This is a genomic window from Sodalis sp. RH22 (genome assembly GCF_047324165.1).
Classification (GTDB): domain Bacteria; phylum Pseudomonadota; class Gammaproteobacteria; order Enterobacterales; family Enterobacteriaceae; genus Acerihabitans.
Map to the genome: position 1 here is coordinate 3,940,743 of NZ_CP178731.1, position 22,589 is coordinate 3,963,331.

Genomic DNA, 22,589 nt, shown 5'->3' on the forward strand with positions numbered 1-22,589 from the left:
GAGCTAGCGGGTTAATTTAAACGTAATGGGCTGCACCGTCATAACAGCGATCGCCTGGCCGTTTTCCACATAGGGGTTGCAGCGTATCCGGGATACTGCCGCCATTGCCGCCTGATCCAGGTCGTCATAACCGCTGCTGCGCGCAACGTCGCTGCGGCCCAGGGTGCCGTTGGCGTTGATCACCAGCCGGATCAGTACCTCGCCTTCCTCCTGCAGCCGTTTTGCCTTGCGCGGATAGTCTGGCGCCGGTACCTGGCAGCCGACGGTGGAAACCGTCTTCGGCACGGCATTGGGCACGCTTTTCAGCATTTCACCCTGAGAGGTCGCCGGCAGGGCCGCCTGGTCGGCGACCTTGGCATTTTGTAGCGGTGAAGGTTTTGCCTGTGCTTGCGAACGAGATATCACCGGCTCAGGCTTGGGTTTTACGATGATTTTGGGTTTCGGCTTGAGCTGCGGTTTTGGCGGCGGCGGTGTTTCCGGCTTGATTTCCGGCGCAGCCACAACCGGAGCCGCCTCGGTTTGCGCCACGTCGCGTTCGCCGTTATCCGCGGTCAGCACCGGCGGCGTTTCAGTAACCTGGGGCACCGGCGGCGCCTCGGGCTGCGGCGCTTCGACCATGGTCACCTCGACGCTGGTCTGCTCGGCGGGATTGATGATGTCCAGCGGTCGATATTGCGTGGTATGGGTAATCGCCACGGCAATCAGCGCCAAATGCGCCAGCACCACGGCGGCAATGGTTAATTTAGGCTGATGATTTTTTTTCGGCGCCGAGGCGAGCGCGGACAACAGCGTCGCCGTCGCCGTCAGTGCAGGCACTTCGATTTTATCTTTCAACATCCGGTGCTGTGCTTTCACCCCTACCTCGTGATAAATCCTGACTGCCCGCAAATATGTATTACCAGCAATCTCTGGAAGACTTATTTTCTATGTGCAACGAGGAATAAAAAGTGACACCGGCGTTGGCAAAAAAAAGCGCAGAATTGAAAAAAATCATGCGTCGGCCGCGGTGATGCGGATCCAATAGCCGGTGGTGCGGGTAATGGCAATCGGCATGGTCTGAGCCAAGGCGTCGAGCGCATAGGGTACATCGTCCAGCGGGAAGTTGCCGCTGACGCGCAGATTGGCTATCGCCGGATCCAGGCGGATAACCGCCGGGCTGTAATTTTTCAGCGCAGCGATCACCGAGCTTAACGGCGTATCCCTCACTTCCAGCCTGCCCTGGGTCCAGGCTATTTCCGCGTAAGGGGAAATGCCCACCGGCATCAACGTATGCTGATTAAACCACAGGCCGTGGCCGGCCCCGACTTGTTGGCTGCCGCCGCGCCGGTTCGTCACCTTTACCACCGACTCCAGCACCGCCAGATGAATACCCCCGGATTCCTGGCGTACGTGAAAAAGTCCCTCCCCGGCCAGGATTTGTCCCATGGCGGTATTGACGCTAAACGGGCGATTGCCGTCGCCCACCACGCGGGCAATAATGCCGCCGGTGCGTAACTCAACGCTGCGCACGGTCTCGCTGAGGGAAATATTCAGCGCCGTGCGGGCGTTCAAATCCAGGGTGCTGCCGTCATCGAGCTCAATACGCCGCCGTTGGCCGGTGTCGGTATGCACATCGGTCAACAGATAGGGCAAAGGGTATTTTTGGTTTACCACCGTCCCGCCGACCATGGCAATAGCGGCCACGCCCAGCGCGTTTTGCAGGAATTTACGCCGGCTGGAAGGCGCCAGCAGAGTCTGGCGCACGTTTTCCGGCGGCATGGCGTGCGTCAGGAACTGGATTTTACCCAGGGTGGTTTCAATTTTGGCGCAGGCAGCGTCATGGCTGGCATCGGCATAACGCCAGCGTTCATATTCCCTGAAATCCTCCTCCGTGGCTTCGCCGGAACGCAGCAGCACCATCCATTCAATGGCGTGCTGGGCGGCGGCGTCGGGATGCTGGGTTAATTTTATCATGCGTTGTTCAACCGGTTATTCATGTTGGCCAGCGGTTATCAGATAACAGCTGGTGAGCGCTTTCGCCACATACTTGCGCACCATACTGGTGGAGACGCCCAGCTCTTGTGCTATTTCCGCATAGGTCATGCCGTCAAGCTGATTAAACAAGAACGCCTTGCGGGCATTAATGGATAAACCGTCCAGCGCCCGGTCAATGGCCAGTAAAGACTCAATTACCAGTTCCTGTTCTTCCGGCGAAGGATGACAGAGCTGCGGGTTGCCCGCTAACGCTTTCAGATAGGCCTGCTCCAGGTCGCGGCGCCGCCAGTTTTCATACAACACCCGCTGGGCGAGCGTGGTGAGCATGGCCCGCGGCTCGCGGATATTGAGCAGTTCAGGAATTGCCGCCAGCCGTACAAACGCCTCGGACGCAATATCCTCCGCGCCGGTGCCATGGCTGATACGCCGTCTTAATTTGTCAGTGAGCCAACGGTAATCACTGCGAAAAATAAACGTTAATACATCTGAACGGTTGGTAAATTCGCCAGGCATCGTCTTGTCCGTCTTGCTAAATCTAACGTAAATACCTTTCTCAGGCTTTCAAATAAGGACCGTTACGGCCAATCCTCAGTTTTGCCGCTCTTTCCTGCGTTGCGTGTCAGCGCGGGGGGAGTGGAATGAGCATTCAAGCCTGGCCAGCAATAAGCGAGCCAATAATTTTTACATCTAGGTTATATCCATAGAGTATAAGTATATTTTTTTATTAACTAAGGCCGCTTTTGTTATAAGGCCGTAACTGCAAGCCGTTTTGTACAACAAACGAAAACCAACGTGCACTGTTGTCGATCAATGCACGTTTTTTTGCACCAATTCAGTACCGCAGAAGCCATTTTACCCTCAGCTTTTGAGCGTTAACCGAAAGTCTACGCGCAACAACTTTATCCGTTAAAATAAAAACAGTAATGTAATTAATAAATTAAGTTAAAAATCCCGATAAGTCGCAAAAAAATAAATATAACCCGGTGACACATTTTTTCCCTCATTGCACATACCCACTGAGATGAAACGCAGACCCCTACCAAACTGGCGTCGCTTAACCTTTGCCTTTTCTCCGGGAGCCGTAACAATGAATGCAGTACTGCAACGCGCAAGGAAAACTCGTTTTACCCCAGGCCGGCTGGCGTTGGCGATTGATTTAACATTTGCCGTGGCGGGTATGGCGCTGATATTGCCGCAAACGGCTTATGCCGCGCCGGCGGCTTTAGCTCATTATTCAGTACCGGCGGGTTCCCTGGAGCAAGGGCTATTAACCATAGCGCGGCAAAGCCAACAGACCATCTCATTTGATCCTAAACTGGTGGCCCCTTACCAGGCTAAACCCGTTGACGGCCGCTATACCCTGGAACAGGTCATTTTACAACAGTTGCAGGGTACGCCGCTGTCTGTCACCACCACTGCCAACGGCACCCTGACCATTGATGCCGTCACCACGGCCAAGCCGCTCACCGCCTCGTCGGATTTACAGGCGGCGCAGGACAGCGGCCAGACGCTGCCGACTATTACCGTCAGCGGCGGCGCCGAGCAAAGCGAAGACGCCACGGTCTATAATCCGTCAATGTCCAGTTCCGCCACCCGCACTAATTTATCATTGCAGGATACCGCGCAGTCGGTGCAGGTGGTCAGCCGCAAACTGATCGAAGACCGCCAGGCGGTCTCGGTGGAGGATGCGTTGCGCAACGCCGGCGGCGTCACGATGCAGGGCGGTAATCGCGGTATTAATTCGATAAATATTCGTGGATTTAACGTCACCTCCGGCTCTACGGACGGCGTTTCCAACCCCAACAGCACCATGAACGGCAGCGCCACCGGCTATTCCAATATCGACGGTATCGAGCGTGTCGAGGTACTGAAAGGGCCACAGGCGGTGCTGGCGGGCAACAGTTCTCCCGCCGGTTCGGTCAACATAGTGCGTAAAGCCCCCACGGCCGATCCGCTGCATACGCTAAAATTCGAGGTCGCCAAGTATGGCGAAGTGAAAACCGCCATCGATCTCGGCGGCCCGATAAACGATGACAAAACCTTTCAATACCGTTTTAACGCTTCCACTATGCGGGCAGATAACAGCTTTCCTGATTTTAACGGCAAGCGCGCCGATTATGTTGCGCCGGTGCTGGCCTGGGTAACGGATAAAACCAAATTTAAAGTAGGCGCGGAATTCAGTACCGGCAGAACCTCAGGACCTGCGGCGACCCTGTATAACAACGGCCGTATTCAGCGCCTGCCGGAATATCGTCTGGGGGATAAAGATAATCATTTTGCGGGCAATGCGAAAACCGCCTATTATGAATTCAACCAGAATTTAAGCGACAACTGGTCTTTTAACAGTAAAGCCACCTATCTTGATAATACCCTTAATTATCGCATTCATGAGACTTACGTGGCGTACCCCAACGGCTCGTTGGTCACTCATGAGCTGGGCAATAAGCAGGATTTAAATTCATTAAGCCTGCAAAACGATATTCGCGGCAAGATTGATATGGGCCCGTTAACCCATAATATCTTGGTCGGCTACGACTATCAGCATTCAAAAACCACCAGCTGGGATTTATCTGACGGCAGGATTTTCACCACCGCCAACTACAACGATCCCGACAGCCTGTCGTTTCCCGATATCCCCGACCCCACCTTTAAATCCTATAAAAACACCCAGGATCAAAGGGGGCTGATATTGCAAGACCAGATCGATTTCTGGAAAAAATTGCATCTCCAGCTTTCCGCTAAGCGGGCTGAATGGACGATGCAAAGCACGGCGAATTACTCCGCCACCCGTCATGTGACCTCGTTTTCAGATGAGACCAAATGGATACCCAGCTATGGCATCAGCTATGATATCACGCCGGAAGTGACGGTCTATGCCAACCTGCTTAATAGCTTCGAAACCGTCGGCACGATCAATACCCTTACCGGTAAACCGTTGGCGCCGTCGACCGGTAAATCCAAGGAGGCTGGGTTTAAATTTAACCTGCTGGACGATAACCTGACCATTACCACAGCGGTATTCCATATCGTGCAGGACAATGTGGTGGTCTACAATATCGCCGGCGACGCGGTCGGCGCGCAGGGGCGGGAAACCAAAGGCTTCGATTTTGATTTAAACGGCCAGATTTTACCGGGATGGAATATCACCACCAGCTACACCTTTGCCCAGCCTAAGGATCCGGATACCACCGATCTTACCGGCTATAAAACCAAGGTTACCGCACAGCCCAAACACTCCGGTAGCCTCTGGACTACCTACGAACTACAGCAGGGGAGTTTGCAAGGCCTGGGCGCCGGCGTAGGCGTAGAGGCGGCCAGCAACACGGTCAACGGCTATACGGGTAATTACTTCAAAATGGGTGGCTGGGCCCAGACCGACGCCTCTATTTTTTACCATCAGCCGAAATATACCGTCACCCTGGGCGTGAAAAATATCTTTGACCGCGATCTGTATTATTACTCGACCACACCAACGTATATCGGCGTCAAGCCAGGCCGTACCGCCAGGTTATCGGTGACCTATTCGTTTTAAGCAATGGACATTATGACGGCTCAAAAGTTTACAAAAGAAATACCCAATGATGGTAATCGACCGGGGATATGGCAATTAATCCGTCCTTTCTGGGTATCGCCGGAAAAGTGGCTGGCCATATTTTTAATTGCCGTCATCCTGACCATTAATTTCACCACCACCTATGCGTTTGTGGCTTTAAATAAACTGCAGGGGCAGTTAACCGACGCATTGGTGGCGCTGAATTGGAGCCTCATCAGCGCTACGATGGTAAGAAGCCTGGCCATTGGCACTGTAACGGTATTATTGCCGCTGGTCAGTGTGTTGGCGATTAATTACTTGACGCTGCGCTGGCGTACCTGGATGACCACCCGCTTTGTAGAACGCTGGACCCGTCATCCAGCGTATTACCAACTGGAGCGCGACAATTTAATCAGCAACGGCGATCAGCGTATCGCCGAGGATATCAATCTCTTTACCGATGTGACGATTAACCTGTCCACCAATATTATCAACGTCGTGGTCAGCGTCGTCACTTTCACTATTATGCTTTGGGGACTGTCCGGCACGTTGTCGTTTCCTCTTGGCGGCAGGACCTGGTCTATCCCCGGCTATATGGTGTTTGCCGTGTACCTTTATTCATTTGCCCATCTCGCCCTGGCCCACTGGCTGGGTAAGGTGCTGATCGGCGTGAATATGAATAAACAAACCGTAGAAGCCGATTTTCGTTTTCTCGGCATGCAGGTGCGGGAAAACGCCGAACAAATCGCTTTTTTTGGCGGCGGCGAGCGCGAGGGGGAAAGATTACTGTCCCGTTTTATACGGGTACGGAATAATACCCTATTGATGATGCGTAAAACCTTTAAGCTGAATTTCTTCCAGAGCATTTTCTCCCAGATATTTTCCCCGCTGCCCACCCTGCTGGCGCTGCCCTTACTGCTGTCGGGAAAAATTACCCTCGGCGGCCTGACCCAGATCACCATGGCTTACGGTACGCTATTGAGCACCCTGGCCTTTTTCCCGCAGGCTTATCAATCCTTTACTAACTGGATAGCGCTGGCCAACCGGCTGCGGGATATGCTGTGGGCGTTAAACAAAGCCCGCGACCAGCCCCATGGCATTCAGCTAATGCGCCAGGGCACAGCGCTTTGCTGCGAGGCGTTAACCCTGCGGCGTCCGGACGGCGCGGCGTTATGCCAAGTGGCGCGCTGGCAGGTCGAGGCCGGCGAACGCTGGGTGATTCGCGGGCAGTCCGGCAGCGGCAAAAGCACCTTGCTGCGGGCCTGCGCGGGGTTATGGCCTTTTGGGGAAGGCAGTATCATCCGGCCGGATACGGCGCGTAGTCTATTTATACCGCAAAAGAGCTATATCCCGGTGGGTACATTAAAAAGCGCGCTGGCCTATCCCGATGAGCCGGAGGCCTTTACCGATCGGCAGTACCGCCAGGCGCTGACGGACTGTTGCCTGGCGGAACGGGCCGATTCGCTTACCCAGTCCGACCGCTGGCAGCAAGTGTTGTCCGGCGGCGAGCAGCAGCGGCTGGCCATGGCGCGGGTACTGCTGCATCGCCCGGAGGTTCTCTTCCTTGACGAGGCGACCAGCGCCCTGGACCCGGAAACGGAGCGGCGTTTATACCAGGCGCTGATCGATCAATTGCCCGGCAGCACCATTATCAGCGTGGCCCATCGCAAAGAGCTGGAACACTTCCACCAGCATATTTTAACCCTGACACCCGATCAGGGTCGCTAACATTTTATAGGAACCTGTATGTCGCTCAAACCCAACGAGTTAACCGATAGCAATTTTGATAATTACCTGGCGGGCGCGCGACTGCCGGTGCTGGTGGATCTCTGGGCGCCCTGGTGCGTACCTTGCCGCGCCATGGCGCCCGTTATCGATAAGCTGGCCAATAATACCGAAGGCAAGCTACTGGTCGCCAAGATTGATGTGGAAAAATACCCGGCCATCATGGAGCGCTATGGCGTGCGCGGCATTCCCACCCTGTTGCTGTTCAGAGGCGAGGCGGAACCGGTACGCCAGGTGGGTGCCCAATCCCTGGGCCAGTTGAATGCCTGGCTGGCGGCTCATGAGGTGGACGTCGTTTCGCAACCGCCGGTACGTCAGACGGAGGCGCTGGAGTGGAGCAGTTTTTACGGCGATGAGGGCTTGCATGGTTTTATCGCGCAACGCACCCTCGGACATGCTAAGGCCGGGGATATTACTGTTGCCCCTGGGAGCTTTTGGCTTGACGGCAAAGGCACTACTATGGCGGCCATGATTCATCAGCCGGATAGCGTTGCCTTTGAACGTATTACCGGGTTACCGATTGCTCTGGGTAGGCTGCTGGACCGCTGCGGCTACCTGACCCCGGAGCAGATCGGCGGTTTGTTCGCCGCGTTACGCCCAGGCAAGGATTACCGGCTGGTGCCGCAGCGATTTATGCACTGGTGGCTGAGTGAGGAATCGGCGCCATGGGCTGATTACCTGCGCGATCCTAGGCTGGGGCAACTGCTCATGCGCTGGCTGACATTGAGCGCCGGGCGGCTTGCGGGAGGGGAGACGGCACCGGGCGACTGGTCGGCCATCAAGGAGCAGGCGGACCTGCTGCTGCATGATTACCAGCAGCCGGAACGCCAGCTGGAAAAAATCATCGCCACGCTTTTGCAGCACCTCTCGCCGTTGCCCGCCGCCGCCGATGACGAAAAATGGGGCAACGTAGCCCTTGGCGTAAGCTGGGCCCAGTTCCAGCAATTGCAGATCCTAGCAGGGTGGAGCGACGATGATCGCGCCACGCCCGATATACGTTTCGCCTGGTTTACCGAAAAAGAGCGTTTGTCCCCGGCCGGCAAGCTTAGCCAGGAGGAAATCACTCTGTTAAGAGCGGAGTGGCTGGCGCAAAATCCGGCGTTTATCGCCAAAGAAAATACCTTTCATCAAAATTACAACCAGCTCAGCGAACCGATAAACACCAAGATCCAGCGGGCGTTGAACCGGCTGCTGGCCGAAGCGCCGGACTTTTAAACCATGACCTTTGACCAGGAGGCATCCATGCCGAATACTTTTGCGCACAGCCAGCAGCAATTGGCTGAACTGGCCGATAACGTCATAGCGCAGGCTGTCCGGGAAGGCGCATCCGATGCGCAGGTGATATTTTCCGAAAGCAACGGCTTGCTGATTGAAATGCGCCAGGGCCGGCTGCGGGCGCGCACCCGCGATGCGCAGTCCAGCATGTCGCTCACCGTCTATCGCGGACAGCATCAGGGCACTACCAGCTCCACCGATTTTTCACCCGCGCGCCTGCGCGAAACGGTGCAGGCGGCATGTCGTATCGCCGGTTATACCGGCGAGGATGAATTTACCGGCCTGCCACCGGAGCCGTTGTTGTGTCGGGAGCCGCGACAGCTCGATTTATGGCATCCCTGGGGTCTGGACGAGCCCGGCGCGCAAGCGCTGGCTCATCGTATCGAGTCCGGTATTTCATCAGCGGGCAAGGGCGCGATGAGTGACGGTGTTTGGGTACGTTCCGGTCAGTCCCATTGGTTTTTGATGAACAGCCGTGGTTTCGCCCAGGGCCAGCGGCAAACCGACCATGTGATGAGCGCCAAGGCGCTGGCCAAAAATCAGGGCCACAGCCAACTGGATTTCTGTAATTCCCATTCCCATCTTGCTTCGACGATGATGACGCCGGAAGCTATTGGGCGCCGGGCCGCGAGCGGTGCGCTGGCCGCCCTGGATAGCGCGCCGCTGGCCGGTAGTCGACGCTGTCCGGTGTTGTTCGATCCCCTTTGCGCCCTCACGCTGCTTGATCATTTGGTGCAGGCCGCCGGCGGCGCGGCGTTGTATCGCCGTAACAGTTTTCTCGCCGGACGGCTTGGCCAGGCGATCTTTAGCGGGCATATCACCGTTGAGGAAAATCCCTTTATCCCGCAGGGGCTCGCCAGCCGGGCGTTCGATAGCGACGGTATCGGCGGTGCGGTGCGGCGGGTGGTGGACGACGGACACCTTACAGGCTTTTTTCTGTCGGCCTATGCGGCGCGGCGCCTCGGAATGACGCCCACCGGCAACGGTTGGGGACCGGGCAATTTGACGCTGCGCAGCAGCCTGACCCAGCCTGGCGATGACTTTGCCGCCATGGTGAAAAAACTGCATACAGGTCTTCTGATTACCGGATTTAGCGGCGGCGGAGCGCGTTTGATAACCGGTGATTACTCCCGCAGCCTGCGTGGCTTTTGGGTCGAGGGCGGTGAAATACGCCATGCCGTCGATGGAGTGACCGTGGCGGGCAACCTGGCGGATATATTCCGCGATATTGCCGCTGTCGGCACCGATAATTTCACCCAGGGCGCCTTTACCAGCGGTTCCGTGTTAATCAACAGCCTGCAGGTGGCAGGACGCTAAGCCAAAGGAGTTTTATCATGATTGAAACACTAGCCACCTCCCATCTGGCGCCGGCTAAACAGCAGTTGCTGGAATCGCATGGCATATCCGATGGGCAACTACAGGAGGTGATGGATCAGGTGCTGTCGCACCGGGTGGATTACGCCGATCTTTTTGTACAGAGTCTGAGACGTGAAAGCTGGGCCATGGAGAACGGCGTGGTGAATTTCGGCTCTTTTGACGTCGACCAGGGCTTCGGCCTGCGTGCGGTCGAACATGACCAGACCGCGTTCGCTTATTCTCAGCATATTGATCTTAAGTATTTGCAAGAGGCCGCCCGCTCGGTAAAAAGTATCGCGGTGCCGGGCCGGCTCTCTTTGCCAGCGCCTGCGGCTTACCCCCCGGCACGGCTGCGTTTTATCGACGATGACCCGCTGCTGGCGTGCGACGCGGCGCAGAAAATCGGCTTGCTGCAAAAAATTAACCGCATGACCAGGGCTCTCGATCCGCGGGTCGTCCAGGTTACCGCCAGCCTGGAATTAACCCATTCGGTCAATTATATTCTGCGTCATGATTTCCATCAGGCGGCGGATATCAGGCCGATGCTGGTATTGCATGTCGGCGTGGTGGTCGAGCAGCGCGGCAATAAGGAATCGGCCGGTACCGGCATGGGCGGGCGCGGGGATTTCGGCATGTTCAATGACGTCGCGCTGCAGGTCTCATTGCGCGCTATGGTTGAAAAGGCATTGATTAACCTGGAGGCGGTAGCGGCACCATCCGGCAGCATGCCGGTGGTGATAGCAGCCGGCTGGCCCGGTATGTTGCTGCATGAAGCCATGGGGCACGGCTTTGAGGGCGATTTTAACCGATTGGGCACCTCGGTTTATTCCGGGCGCATCGGCGAACGGGTAGCGCAGCCGGGGGTCAATATCGTCGACGACGGCACGGTGGCGGGACGACGCGGGTCGCTGAATGTGGACGACGAGGGACAGCCGACACAGTGCACGTCCCTTATCGAGGATGGCGTCTTACAAGGCTATATGCACGACAGCCTGAGCGCGCGCCTGATGAAGCTGCCGCCCACCGGCAACGGCCGGCGCCAGTCCTATGCGCATTTGCCGATGCCGCGCATGACCAATACCTTTATGCGCAGCGGGCAATATGATCCAGGTGAGATTATCGCCTCGGTCAAACGCGGATTATATCTGGCTGACTTGGGCAGCGGGCAGGTGGATATCGTCAGCGGGCAATACAGTTTCCAGACCGCCCTGGCGTACCTGATTGAGGATGGCAAAATCACCGCGCCGGTCAAAGGCGCCACCCTGACCGGCAATGGCCCGGAAACCCTGCAACAAATCAGCATGGTCGGCAACGACCTGGCGCTGGATCGTGGCACCGCCGTGTGCGGCAAGGCGGGGCAAAACGTGCCGGTATGCGTGGGACAGCCGACGCTTAAGGTGGATAACCTGGTGGTGGGCGGTACCCGCCAGGGCTGACGATAGGCGACGGCTATGATGTCCAGACTAACGCTCCGGCATCGCGGCTGGTCGCCACAGCTTTCATAACGCAGCGTTTGCAGGAGAAAATATCGTAGAGGACAGGGCGCAGCATCTGTGCGCGAGTCATGACTGGTCACAGATGCCAGAGCGTTCTTATTTACCGTTTCAGCGAAACCTGCGGCACCCCATACTCCGCATGGGGCCGCACCACCAGATCCGCCTGATACCACCGCGTTAGCCGCGCTTCGGTCAGGACATCGCCCGGCGCGCCGCTTGCCGCCAGCCTGCCTTCATGCAACAGCAAAATCCGATCGGACCACAGCGCCGCCAGGTTCAGATCGTGCAGTACGCAGCAGACCGTCAGGCGGCCGGTCTGCGTAAGCCGGCGCAGCAGGCGCAGGATATGCTGCTGATGATATAAGTCCAGCGCGGAGGTGGGTTCATCCAGAAACAGCCAGCCGGCCGGGCCGTCGTCCTGCCACAGCTGCGCCAAGGTGCGGGCCAGCTGCACCCGCTGCTGCTCGCCGCCGGACAGACGACGGAAATCGCGCCCCGCCAGGGCATCGCAGCCGGTAAACGCCATGATTTCCGCCACGCGGTCGCGGTTTGGCTGCGTTTGCCAGGGCGCGCGGCCCATGGCCACCACTTCGGCCACGGTAAACGGAAAGGAGAGACTGCTTTGCTGGCGCATGACCGCCCGCTGCCGTGCCAGTTCCTGCGCCGGCCATCGGCGCAGGGGGCGGCCCAGCAGGCGGCATTCCCCAACGCTTGGCGTCAGGTAACCGGTCAACAGGCGCAGCAGGGTGGATTTTCCGGCGCCGTTGGGGCCTATCAGCGCAACCAGCTCGCCGGGGGCCAGCGATAACGAGATATCCTCTAATAACGTCCGGTTGGATATGCGATAGCCCACGCCTTCGGCGGTTAAGCCCTTATTCATTTTCGCCTCCGCGCCGGCGCAGGATAAGCCACAAAAACCAGGGGCCGCCCAGCAGGCTGGTGAGCAATCCCACCGGCATTTCCGCCGGCGCCACCGCCGTGCGGGCGAGGGTATCGGCCAGCAGCAGCAGGGCGGCGCCGGCCAGGGTGGCGCCCGGCAACAGCCAGCGATGGTCGGCCCCCAGGCACATGCGCACCAGATGCGGGATCACCAGGCCGATAAAGCCGATAATGCCGCTGACCGCCACCGACGCCGCCACCAGCAGCGCGCTGAGCATCAGCAACAGCCGCTGGGTGCGTTTCACGTCCACGCCAAGATAATGAGCTTCCTCGTCGCCCAGTTGCAGCAGATTTAACCGCGCCGCCTGACGCTGCACCAGCAGGGCGGCGGGCAGCACCAGGGAGGCGCAGGCCAGTACCGTCGGCCATTGCGCCTGCCCCAGGCTGCCCATGCCCCATAACGACAACTGCCGCAGCTGCCGGTCGTCGCTTATCCAGGACAAGACGCCGATGGCAGCGCCGCACAGGGTGTTAATGGCAATGCCCAGCAGCAGCAGGCGCGACAAAGAGCGATGACCGGGACGTCCGAGGGAAAAAATAATAAGCGTCACCGCCAGGCTGCCGATAAAAGCCGCCAGCATGGGAGAATAAAGCGCCAGCAGCGGCGGCAGCGTCACGGACAGGACCACCGACAGGGCCACCGCCAGCGCCGCGCCGCTGCTGATGCCCAGCAGGCCAGGGTCGGCCAGCGGATTGCGGAATAGCCCCTGCATCACGCCGCCGGACAGCGCCAGCGCCGCGCCGATGATCACCGCCAGCAGGATGCGCGGCAGCCGGATATGCCACCAGATATGCCAGAGCGCCGCGTCAAAAGGCCGGCGCCAGAGGCTAACCAGCGACAAATGCATCGCGCCGACATTTACCGCCAGCGCCGCCATGGCCAGCAGCACCAGTGCCAGCAACAGTAAAAACCGTCCCGGCCGGGCTTGGCGCATCATGGCAGCGTTTCAGCGGTCTGGCGCAGGCGGGCAATGGCCGCCGGCGTTTCAAGGCCGAACCCCAGCAGCGCCATATCGTCCAGCACCAGCAGCCGTCGCGCCTTGCCCGCCGGCGTCAATGCCAGCCCCGGCAGCGCCCAGACCTTCTCCTCGCCGCCCAGGGTTTTTACCCCGTCGGTGGTAATCAGCACCAGATCCGGCGCGCTGCCGATGACGCCTTCCTGCGACAGCGGCTGGTAATGTTTAAATCCCTGCATGGCATTTTGCAGGCCGGCGGCGCGAATGGCCGCATCGGCCGCCGTTTCCTGGCCGGCGGCCATGGTGGTCATGCCGCTATGGTTGAAAATAAACAGGACTTTTACCGGCAGCGGCGTGGCGGGGATGGCCGCCATCTGGCGGCGGATATCCGCGCGCAGCGTCTCGCCCTGCGTTTGCCGGCCCAGCGCCGAGGCGATGCGGGCGATTTTACTGTCGATGACGGCGATATCGGGCGTACCGGGCACCGTAACCACCGTGACGCCGTTATCGGCTACCTGTTGCAGCGCCACCGACGGTTTGGCCTGATCGCTGGCCAATACCATCCCGGGGTGCATGGCCAGGATGCCCTCGGCGTTGAGCATGCGCATATAACCCACGTCGGGCAAGGCGACGGCCGCGGCGGGATGCTGGCTGGTGCTGTCGCGCGCCACCAGTTGGTCGCCCGCGCCGAGGGCATAGATGATTTCCGTTACATCGCCGCCGATGCTGACCACCCGCGTTTGCGCCAGCGCCGCCATCGGCAGGGCCAGCAAAACGATAAGCCATTTTTTCATGCCGGTAGGCCTTTTTGCGTCAGCAGGGCCATTTGTCCGCGCCAGGCGATCTGCTCGGGTTGCCCTTCGCTGCGCTGACCGAACAATTGGGCGATTTGCGTGCCGTCGGCGGCAAACAGTTCCAGGCTGGTGACCATGCCGTCCCGGGTCGGTTTGCGCGTTACCCAGGTTTCGGCAATGGCGTCTTCCACCAGATGCAGCGTAAACCGGCGGTTAAAGATATTGATCCACTTTTCCATCGGCACCACTTTCTCTATGGCGCCGGTAAATATCTGCACGCAGCCGCGGTTACCAACAAACACCATGATTTCGTTGGCATCCGCAAGCGCCGCTTGCAATACCCGGCTCAGCGCCCGGTTATCCACACGTATGGCCAGGTCGTCGCCCACCGCGCGAAACGCCTGCTGCCGGGTAATGTTGTGGCGTTTAAGCAAGGGGAAAAACTGATGCACATCGGTCATGGCGCGCCAGTCCAGTTCGATGCGCCGGTTATCCGGACTGTCGTTGTGCGCCGGTTTATCCGCCGCCGCCGCCAGCGCCAGCGCCGCATTATCTTCACTGACGAAACGCGCGATAAGCTGTTCCCAGGCATGGCGATCGGTTTGCTCCGTGGCATAGATTTTCAGTACCGCGTCGCCCTGATGATCAAAAATCTGCAGGCTTTGGCGCTCGCCGCGCGGACCCGATTCGATAAGTGCAAAGGCGCAGTTCCACTGGCCGACGAACAGGCGCAGATCCAACGCCCGCGGGTTTAAGACCAGGCCGCCGTGCTCGCCGAGACGCAGGTTGTCGTAATGGCCGATCTGTTCATGTACCGCATATTCATTACGGGTAATGGATTTTGTCTCGCCCACGGCGGCCAGCGCCTGCAATAGCGCCGGCATATCGCCGTCCAGGCGCCGCGCGTCATGCCCGACCCTGGCCCAGGCCAGCTCCGCTTCGCTGATATTCAGCAACTGCGCCAATTCCCGGGCATATTTTTTCGGATGCTGCTGTTTTAGCTCAAGGTAATGCTGATAACGCTGGTTCATTCAGGGTTCCTTTTTGTGCCGGCGAAAGCGGATGTTAGCGGGATACGGCTGCGAATGGGCCTGCTTAACGGGCGTGTAAATCATTCGCAGTGAAACTGTTGCAAATATAACTTAAAAATGTATAAAGATGATAATGATTTCTGTTATCGTAAAGATTATCGTTATCAATTGTGAATATGCCTTCGGCTCACCACTTTTTATTAGGGATATAACACCACGCCAGCAAGCGTCAACGCCTGAAGCCGTCAGATAACCGTAATTAAAATAATGTTATCGTCAGCGAATAGGAAAGCAAAAACCTGACTTTTATAACGGGTAGCCAGACTAATACTGCTTATTTCCGTAGGGTTTTTACGTCATTAAATGCAGCGCGTTTTAGCAATAATAATAATTGGGATAGCTATTCCCTTACTAATACTCCGGCAATGGTTGAGCATTAACTTATAATTTGACCGCTTTGAGGCTCTATTATGTTCACTGAAAAAAGGCGAAACAGGCCTTTTAACGCCCTTATTTCGGCGATGCTATTTATCCTGCCGGCCTGGCATGCAAGCGCCGTGGAAAACAAAATGCCGCCGGCCGCTTCGGATAATGACGCCAAGGGGCAGCCGGCAAAAGAACCGGCCGCCGTTGAAGATGTCATGAAGGTCAATGCGCCTCGCCTGGTGAAACAGGCCGGCACCGCTACGCGCATCAGCGCGGAGGATATGCAACGCCACGGCGGTAATGATTTCGGTACCCTTATGCGCTACCAGCCGTTAATCAGCGCCACCGGTTCAAGCGCCGGTTCGTCGTCGGGTAAAAGCGGCTTCGATCGCAGCGGTTATACCGGCTATAACATCCGCGGACTGGAAAGCAACCGCGTCGCCATCGACGTGGACGGCATCCCCTTGCCCAACGCCACCGGCCGCGCCTACGCCAGCCGCGCCGGCCTGGGAACCTTCGGCATCGGCCGCGACTATATCGACCCCTATATGTACGGCCAGGTGGATATCGCCTCCGGCGCCACGCCCACCGAGCGCGCCAACACCGCCATCGGCGGCGCGGTATCCTTTCTGCCCAAGTCGCCTGACGATTACCTGAGCTATAAAAAGAACACCTATTTTGGTTATCAAAGCGATTATGATTCGGCCAACCGCGCCTGGCACAACGGCATCACCGCCGCGGCGGGCGATGAGGAGCTGCGGGGCCTGGTGGTGATAAGCCGCCGGGACGGACAGGAGACGCGGACCAATAGCGACAGCGCCGACGCCTTCCCGGCCAACTGGCATTCCACCGCCATCATGACCAGCGGCATCTGGCAACCCAACGAAGAGCATCAGTTCACCGGGACGGCGGAATATTACGATAAGACCAACCATACCCACTTTGATACCTGGAATAGCGCGGGCAGCAGCGTGATCGGCACGTCCCGGCAGCAGAGCGATACCCGCCGCTGGAGCCTGAGCGTGAAGGATCGCTGGACGCCGATTGACCTGGGCTGGGTAGACCAGCTGGATACGCAGCTCTATTACCAGAACGCCGAGGCCCACGACAACACCGACATGCCGCTGACCGCCGCCACGCGCGAGCGGGTGCAGTCGGATTATAATGTCGATACCTGGGGCTTTGATAGCCGTTGGCTGAAAACCGTCGGCATTCATGCGCTGAGCGCCGGCCTTAATGCGCGTCAATCAGAAACGGAGCGGCCGTTCGCGCAATTCCCGGCCCCGAGCATCTATACCGCCATTATGCAGCCCGAGGCCGACAGCCGCACCTACACCCTGGGCGGTTTTGTTCAGGACCGCATCAGCCTTGACCTGGCCGGGCACGGCTTTGCCATTGTGCCCGGGGCGCGGGCGGTCTACCAGAACAGTAAACCCACCAACCTGTCCAGCCTGGCCTCGGGCAGCGCGGTGCTCACTCCGGGCGAGGTGGAATCCCTGTACGGCAAGACCAACAGCGATACCCAGATACTGCCGTCCCTGAGTTTCCTGTACGATCTCACCCCGGCCATGACCACCTACCTGCAATATAAACGCGGCGCGCAGTTCCCCGACGCCAGCCAGTTATATGGGTCGTGGAATCTCGGCTCGAGCTATGCCGGCAGCCAGCAATATGCCCTGATTGGCAATAGCGATCTGAAAACGGAGACCAGTAATAACTTTGAATGGGGCCTGAAAGGCGATATTACTCCCGGCGTGACCTTTAACGGCGCGCTGTTCTACAACACCTATAAAAACTTTATTGCCAATACCCGCTATACCCGCAGCGCCAATCCGGGGGAATTTACCCGCGTTCCGGGCAATATTTTTGTCGCTTATAAAGCTGAGAACCGCGACAAAGCCTATATCTACGGCGGAGAATTCAGCAGTAAATTTAATTTCGGCACCTGGTTTGAATCGGTCAATGGCTTAAGCGCCACCGTCGCGTTCGGTTATAATAAGGGCAAGTCCAAATCCAGCTATATGGGCGACGACTATGTCGATTTAGACAGCGTCGCGCCGATGAAAGCCATTGTGGGACTGGCCTGGGACGATCCGGGCCGGCGCTACGGCACCGCCATTACCTCGACATTCCAGAAGGGGAAAAAGGCCACCGCCACCAACCGCCAAAGCTATACCAATAGCGGTGGCGCATTAACCGACGCCACCACGGACTATATGCGTATTCCCGGTTACGGCCTGGTGGATCTTACCGCCTATTGGCAGGTGGCGAAAAACGTCAAACTCAGCGGCGGCATTTATAACCTGACCGATCGCAAATACTGGGATTATCTGAGCAGCCGCCAGTTAACCAATGTCACCCGGCAGGATTTCGCCAACCAGGCGCTGGCCGTCGAGCCGGGACGCTCGTTCCAAGTGGGGGTCAATGTCGATTTTTAAATCGTGATAATAATATCCCCGGCCCGGAATGGGCGGGGGTATTTATCGGTTTTTCCATCCTGCGCGGCGGGAGAGTCATTATTGTTCCCGTCCCGCCGCGGACGGGAGGCGGTGTTGTTATGCGTGGTGGCAGGCGGTGCGCAGTTTCGGCAACAGCGCGATCGTGTAAATAGCGCATAGCCCCACCAGCGCATAAATAATCCGTGATACGACGGCGGCCTGTCCGCCGAACAGGGCGGCGACCAGATCATATTGAAACAGTCCGACCAGTAACCAGTTCAGTCCGCCAATGATTAACAGGACCAGCACAACAGTGGTTAATATTTTCATCATTCCTCCGCAAAAAAATAAATAATGTGGCTAATACAATTTTTATAAATAAACGGCTAGATAGGGTTGGTTCAATAAAATATCTATATTCAATAGATTATATTTACAGTATACATTCTTTAATCATCGTCATAATAACCTTTGCGACAGATCACTTTTCAGCGGGATATAAAGCCTCTAAATATCCGGCCGGATGAGACGAGGCCCTTGTTCACACCGACGCCGCGATATGGCCGCGCAGCCATTGATGCGCCGGGTCGTGATGGGCGCGATCATGCCATAGCATGGCCAGTTCGAATCCTTCGACCTCCACCGGCGGTTCGGTCACCCGCAGCGCGGTGGCGTCGCGCACCAGGCGCGATGGCAGCATCGCCACCAGATCGGTGCGGGCCAGCACCGCCATCACCAGCAGGAAATGGGGCACTGACAGCACCACCCGGCGCGCCAGCCCCAGATCGGCAAGCGTTTTGTCCGTAATGCCGTAAAATCCCCCGCCATCCGGCGATACGATCACCTGATCGAGTTCGCAGAACTGCGCCAGGGTCGGCGGTTTTTTCAAGCGCGGATGACCGGCGCGGCCGACCAGTACATAGCGCTCCGCGAACAGCACCCGGCGATGCAGGCCGGGCGGCGATCCTTCGCTGGTATGAAAGGCCAGGTCAATTTCACCCTGTTCCGCTTGCCGGGCGATAAGCGACGGCACCGGCGCGAGCACCGCCAGCCTGCTGCCGGGGGACATCAGGCGTAATCCCGGCAGCGCGGGCAGCAGCGCCGTCGATTCGCTGTAGTCGGAGGCGGCGACGCGCCAGGTATGGCTGGATGTGGCGGGGTCAAAGGGCGCGCCGGGCGACATCGCATGCGAAAGCGCGTCAAGCGCTTGCCGTAACGGCGCGCGCAGCTCCTCGGCCCTTGGCGTGGGGATCATGCCCCTGGGTCCCGGCAGCAGCAGGGGATCGCCAAAGGTTTCCCTTAATTTGGCGAGATGGACGCTGACCGAGGGCTGCGACAGGTTCAGCCGCCGCGCCGCGCGCGTAACGTTATGTTCCGCGAGCAGCACATCCAGCGTCACCAGCAGGTTAAGATCCAGTCGTTGGAGATTAATCATCGCTATACCCGGAATAGAATAAATTAATTTCTACTATACCTGACCACAGCCTATTCTGCCTCTTTGCCATCACCAAGGTCCCGCTATGAATATCCTGATCGTCTATGCCCATCCCGAGCCTCAATCCTTAAACGGCGCGCTGAAAAATTTCGCGGTTACCCATTTAGAACAGGCGGGCCACCGGGTCCAGGTATCGGACCTCTATGCCATGAAGTGGAAAGCCGCGCTTGACGCCAACGATAGCCTGGACGGACCGGCCGGCGCGCGTTTCGATCCCTCGCTGGATTCCAGGCTCGCCTTCGAAAACGGCCGGCAAAGCGCGGATATCGCCCAGGAGCAGGACAAGTTGCGCTGGGCGGATGCGGTGATTTTGCAGTTTCCGCTGTGGTGGTTCTCGATGCCGGCCATCCTGAAGGGCTGGGTGGAGCGCGTTTATGCGTATGGCTTCGCTTACGGTGTGGGAGAACACTCCGACGCGCGCTGGGGCGATCGCTACGGGGAAGGCGCCATGGCGGGAAAACGGGCGATGCTGATCGTGACCACGGGGGGATGGGAGCCGCATTATAGCCCGCGCGGCATCAATGGCCCGATGGAGGATATTTTGTTCCCGATCCAACACGGGATCCTCTATTATCCCGGGTTCGACGTCTTGCCGCCCTTCCTGGTCTATCGCACCGGCCGCATGGACGAGGCGCGGTTTTCGGCTATCAGCGACACGCTCGCGCAGCGCCTGGACAACCTGTGGCGCACCCCACCCCTCTCTTTTCGTGCGCAGAACGGCGGCGAGTATATTATCCCCGAACTGACGCTGCGGCCTGAGATTGCGCCGGGGCAGTCCGGTTTTGCCGCGCACCGGCGTCCGACCGTGGCGGGTGATTCCGAGCCCGGCGCGGCCTGAGCCTGGCGCATTACAGCGCTATCCGCCGGCTAGGTTCGCGCCGGGCTGGAAACACCCGGCCAGATAATCGATAAAAACCCGGGTCTTTAACGGCAGGTACGGCCCGGAAGGCCATAACAGCCATAACGGCTCCGCCCTGACGGCATACTCATCCAGTACGCTGACCAGGGCGCCCTCATCCAGCGCGGGGCGGACAATATAATCCGGCAGCCATGCCAGCCCCGCGCCGCGCCGGGCAAAGCTCAGCCGTCCCTGAATGTTATTGCACACCATGGCGACAGGCAGCGGGTTGGCCGATGCCGGATCCACGCCCAGCAACTGCCAGGATTCAAGTTTACCGCTGTGGGGGAAACGGTAATGCAGGCAGGCATGGCGCTGTAAATCATCCGGATGCAGCGGAATGCCGGCCCTGGCAAGATAAGCGGGCGAGGCGACCACTTTTGAACTGAAGACCGCCAGTTTTTTGGCCATCAATTGGGAATCACTGATAGCGCCGCTGCGCACCACCACGTCGAAGCCTTCCGCGATAACATTCACCATGCGATCGGAAAAATCCAGTTCCAGCTCTATCGCCGGCCAGGCCAGGGCAAAGTCGGCCAGGCGGGGCAATACCATGCTTTCATCCGCCAGGCTGACCTTAAGCTTGCCCCGGGGATATTCCTTTATCTGGGTCAGCTCATTTTCCGCGGTTTCAACAGCGCGCAGGATAGTCTGGCTGCTGTCGTAAAAGCGGGCGCCTTCCGCCGTCAGGGCGACGCTGCGGGTGCTTCGGTTCAGCAAACGGACGCTTAAACGCGCCTCCAGCCGGGCGATGCCTTTGCTCACCGCCGAGGGCGACAGGCCGCAAAGACGGGCCGCCTCGACAAAACTGCCCGCTCTGACCACCTGGACAAAAAGTTCCAGGCCGTTTAAAGAGCCCATGCTCCCTCCATTCATGACGTAAATGTCATCTGAGAAGTGAATAGTATCGTATTTTTCTTTAATCCTTTAGCGGTTATGGTTAACGCCATCCGTCGGTCTTTACGCACCTCCCGTGCATTACTGGATATTCAAAAGATGATACGTGCGTTGCTGGTATTGATGTTGGGCGCGTTTGTTTCCCAAACCACCGAGTACCTGCCTATTGGACTGCTGTCGCGCATTGCCGCGGATCTGCGGGTTTCCCACGCCGCGGTCGGCTCGCTGGTGACGGGGTATGCCTGGATCATTACCCTGACGGTAATCCCCCTGACGCTTTCGACCAATCGCATTGATCGCCGGCCGCTATTTCTGGTCCTGCTGGGGATTATTACCCTGTGCAACGGCCTGGCCCTGATAACCCATTCCTGGGGACAGCTGATGGGACTGCGGATCGTGGCGGCATTGGGGCATGGCGTCTTCTGGTCCAGCCTGGCGTCCTACGCGGTCAGAATTGCGCCGCGCATGGCGGCCAGCCGCGCCACCGCCTGGGTGTTCTCGGGAATTTCCCTGGCCATCGTGGCCGGCGTGCCGTTATCAACCGCCCTGGGGCAGGCTTTTAACTGGCAGCAGGGCTTCGCGATCTTCGGCGCGTTCGGGCTGATAATCCTTATCATGGGCTATTTCTGGCTGCCGCCGATGGCCGTGGCGGCGCGCGGCGAGGGCGCGGGGTTTCCCCGTCGCAACTGGCCGCTCTACGGGGCCGCCGCGATAACGCTGTTGATAATTACCGCCCATTTTAACGGCTATACCTATATCACCCCGCTGGTGACCGAGACCCTGGGGATGCGCGGCGCGCGCCTGCCGTTGGCGTTGCTGGTCTTCGGCCTGGCGGGTGCCGCGGGTACGCTGCTGGCCGGCTGGCTGGGGCCGCGGCCGATGCGCCTGGCGGTGGTTTCCGCCATCGGTATTGTTATCAGCCAACTGCTGATGCTGTGCTTCGCCGGGCTGCCGGGTATTTCCTGGCTGGTAATGGCGCTATGGGGCGCATCCATCGCCATGCTGATTATCGGCCTGCAGAGCTGGGTGATAGAGCTGGCGCCGGGGCAGGCGGAGGCGGCGTCGGCGCTGTACGTGATGACCTTTAATATCGGCATCGGCGCCGGCGCCATGTCGGGCGGAATCTGGATGGATCACTACGGCGCCCAAACATTATTGCTGGCGGGGGCGGGGCTGGGCATTATTGCCGTGGCCAGCTTTCTGCTACCGCCTTATTGGCAGAAGACGGGCCGGAAACCGGCGGGTGAAATATCGCAACGCAAAGCCGGGAATACCGCTGAAAATAGGGAATAATATC

General features: G+C 58.3%; 18 protein-coding genes. 8 read left to right on the forward strand and 10 right to left on the reverse strand.

What is annotated here, in order from left to right; genetic code table 11:
* Window positions 1–3: 3 nt before the first annotated feature.
* From ACL2XN_RS17915 to ACL2XN_RS17925, 3 genes are all read right to left on the reverse strand, one after another.
* A complete protein-coding gene (locus ACL2XN_RS17915; protein WP_413723557.1) occupies window positions 4–855 on the reverse strand; it encodes a TonB family protein in 852 nt (283 codons plus the stop codon).
* 135 nt (window positions 856–990) lie between these two features.
* Window positions 991–1,950, reverse strand: coding sequence for a FecR family protein (locus tag ACL2XN_RS17920; RefSeq protein ID WP_410016677.1), 960 nt, complete (start codon window positions 1,948–1,950; stop codon window positions 991–993).
* An 18-nt stretch (window positions 1,951–1,968) separates the two neighbouring features.
* On the reverse strand, window positions 1,969–2,487 hold the full coding sequence (locus tag ACL2XN_RS17925) for a sigma-70 family RNA polymerase sigma factor (RefSeq protein ID WP_410012894.1): 519 nt from the start codon (window positions 2,485–2,487) through the stop codon (window positions 1,969–1,971).
* 574 nt (window positions 2,488–3,061) lie between these two features.
* Between ACL2XN_RS17925 and ACL2XN_RS17930 the strand changes: the two genes are divergently transcribed.
* The 5 genes from ACL2XN_RS17930 to tldD are packed head-to-tail and all read left to right on the forward strand — an operon-like array spanning window position 3,062 to window position 11,358.
* A complete protein-coding gene (locus tag ACL2XN_RS17930) occupies window positions 3,062–5,506 on the forward strand; it encodes a TonB-dependent siderophore receptor (protein ID WP_410012895.1) in 2,445 nt (814 codons plus the stop codon).
* A gap of 12 nt (window positions 5,507–5,518) precedes the next feature.
* Entirely contained in the window at window positions 5,519–7,234 is a 1,716-nt protein-coding gene (locus ACL2XN_RS17935) for an ABC transporter ATP-binding protein/permease (protein WP_413729189.1), read from the forward strand.
* Window positions 7,235–7,252: 18 nt separating this feature from the next.
* A complete protein-coding gene (locus tag ACL2XN_RS17940) occupies window positions 7,253–8,506 on the forward strand; it encodes a thioredoxin family protein (RefSeq protein WP_413729190.1) in 1,254 nt (417 codons plus the stop codon).
* 27 nt (window positions 8,507–8,533) lie between these two features.
* On the forward strand, window positions 8,534–9,883 hold the full coding sequence (locus ACL2XN_RS17945; RefSeq protein ID WP_413729191.1) for a TldD/PmbA family protein: 1,350 nt from the start codon (window positions 8,534–8,536) through the stop codon (window positions 9,881–9,883).
* Between the two features lie 17 nt (window positions 9,884–9,900).
* Window positions 9,901–11,358 carry a metalloprotease TldD gene (gene tldD, locus ACL2XN_RS17950; protein WP_413721734.1) on the forward strand — a complete coding sequence of 486 codons (1,458 nt, stop codon included), beginning with the start codon at window positions 9,901–9,903 and terminating at the stop codon, window positions 11,356–11,358.
* A gap of 160 nt (window positions 11,359–11,518) precedes the next feature.
* Here tldD and ACL2XN_RS17955 read toward each other — a convergent pair whose 3' ends face one another.
* From ACL2XN_RS17955 to ACL2XN_RS17970, 4 genes are read right to left on the reverse strand one after another with little or no spacing between them, the layout of a single operon-like run.
* The gene (locus ACL2XN_RS17955) at window positions 11,519–12,298 is read right to left on the reverse strand and encodes a heme ABC transporter ATP-binding protein (RefSeq protein ID WP_413727464.1); all 780 of its coding nucleotides are present in this window, start codon (window positions 12,296–12,298) and stop codon (window positions 11,519–11,521) included.
* Complete coding sequence (locus ACL2XN_RS17960; RefSeq protein ID WP_410016678.1) at window positions 12,291–13,292, reverse strand: FecCD family ABC transporter permease; 1,002 nt, start codon at window positions 13,290–13,292, stop codon at window positions 12,291–12,293. The genes ACL2XN_RS17955 and ACL2XN_RS17960 overlap by 8 nt, the downstream gene beginning before the upstream one ends.
* The gene (locus ACL2XN_RS17965; RefSeq protein WP_410012901.1) at window positions 13,292–14,107 is read right to left on the reverse strand and encodes a hemin ABC transporter substrate-binding protein; all 816 of its coding nucleotides are present in this window, start codon (window positions 14,105–14,107) and stop codon (window positions 13,292–13,294) included. The genes ACL2XN_RS17960 and ACL2XN_RS17965 overlap by 1 nt, the downstream gene beginning before the upstream one ends.
* The gene (locus ACL2XN_RS17970; protein ID WP_413721731.1) at window positions 14,104–15,138 is read right to left on the reverse strand and encodes a hemin-degrading factor; all 1,035 of its coding nucleotides are present in this window, start codon (window positions 15,136–15,138) and stop codon (window positions 14,104–14,106) included. The genes ACL2XN_RS17965 and ACL2XN_RS17970 overlap by 4 nt, the downstream gene beginning before the upstream one ends.
* 569 nt (window positions 15,139–15,707) lie before the next feature.
* On the opposite strand from ACL2XN_RS17970, the gene ACL2XN_RS17975 reads away from it, so the two are divergent.
* Window positions 15,708–18,002 carry a TonB-dependent receptor domain-containing protein gene (locus ACL2XN_RS17975; protein WP_413729192.1) on the forward strand — a complete coding sequence of 765 codons (2,295 nt, stop codon included), beginning with the start codon at window positions 15,708–15,710 and terminating at the stop codon, window positions 18,000–18,002.
* 117 nt (window positions 18,003–18,119) lie between these two features.
* Here the strand turns inward: ACL2XN_RS17975 and ACL2XN_RS17980 are convergent, their stop codons facing one another.
* Together ACL2XN_RS17980 and ACL2XN_RS17985 are read right to left on the reverse strand one after the other, a co-directional pair.
* Window positions 18,120–18,335, reverse strand: coding sequence for a DUF378 domain-containing protein (locus ACL2XN_RS17980; protein WP_410012903.1), 216 nt, complete (start codon window positions 18,333–18,335; stop codon window positions 18,120–18,122).
* A gap of 208 nt (window positions 18,336–18,543) precedes the next feature.
* A complete protein-coding gene (locus ACL2XN_RS17985) occupies window positions 18,544–19,437 on the reverse strand; it encodes a LysR family transcriptional regulator (RefSeq protein WP_410012904.1) in 894 nt (297 codons plus the stop codon).
* Window positions 19,438–19,522: 85 nt separating this feature from the next.
* Between ACL2XN_RS17985 and ACL2XN_RS17990 the strand changes: the two genes are divergently transcribed.
* Window positions 19,523–20,335, forward strand: a complete 813-nt coding sequence (locus ACL2XN_RS17990) for an NAD(P)H-dependent oxidoreductase (RefSeq protein ID WP_410012905.1) — start codon at window positions 19,523–19,525, stop codon at window positions 20,333–20,335.
* An 18-nt stretch (window positions 20,336–20,353) separates the two neighbouring features.
* On the opposite strand, the gene ACL2XN_RS17995 is transcribed toward ACL2XN_RS17990, so the two are convergent.
* On the reverse strand, window positions 20,354–21,256 hold the full coding sequence (locus ACL2XN_RS17995; protein WP_413729193.1) for a LysR family transcriptional regulator: 903 nt from the start codon (window positions 21,254–21,256) through the stop codon (window positions 20,354–20,356).
* A 135-nt stretch (window positions 21,257–21,391) separates the two neighbouring features.
* On the opposite strand from ACL2XN_RS17995, the gene ACL2XN_RS18000 reads away from it, so the two are divergent.
* A complete protein-coding gene (locus tag ACL2XN_RS18000; RefSeq protein WP_413729194.1) occupies window positions 21,392–22,585 on the forward strand; it encodes an MFS transporter in 1,194 nt (397 codons plus the stop codon).
* Window positions 22,586–22,589 lie beyond the last annotated feature (4 nt).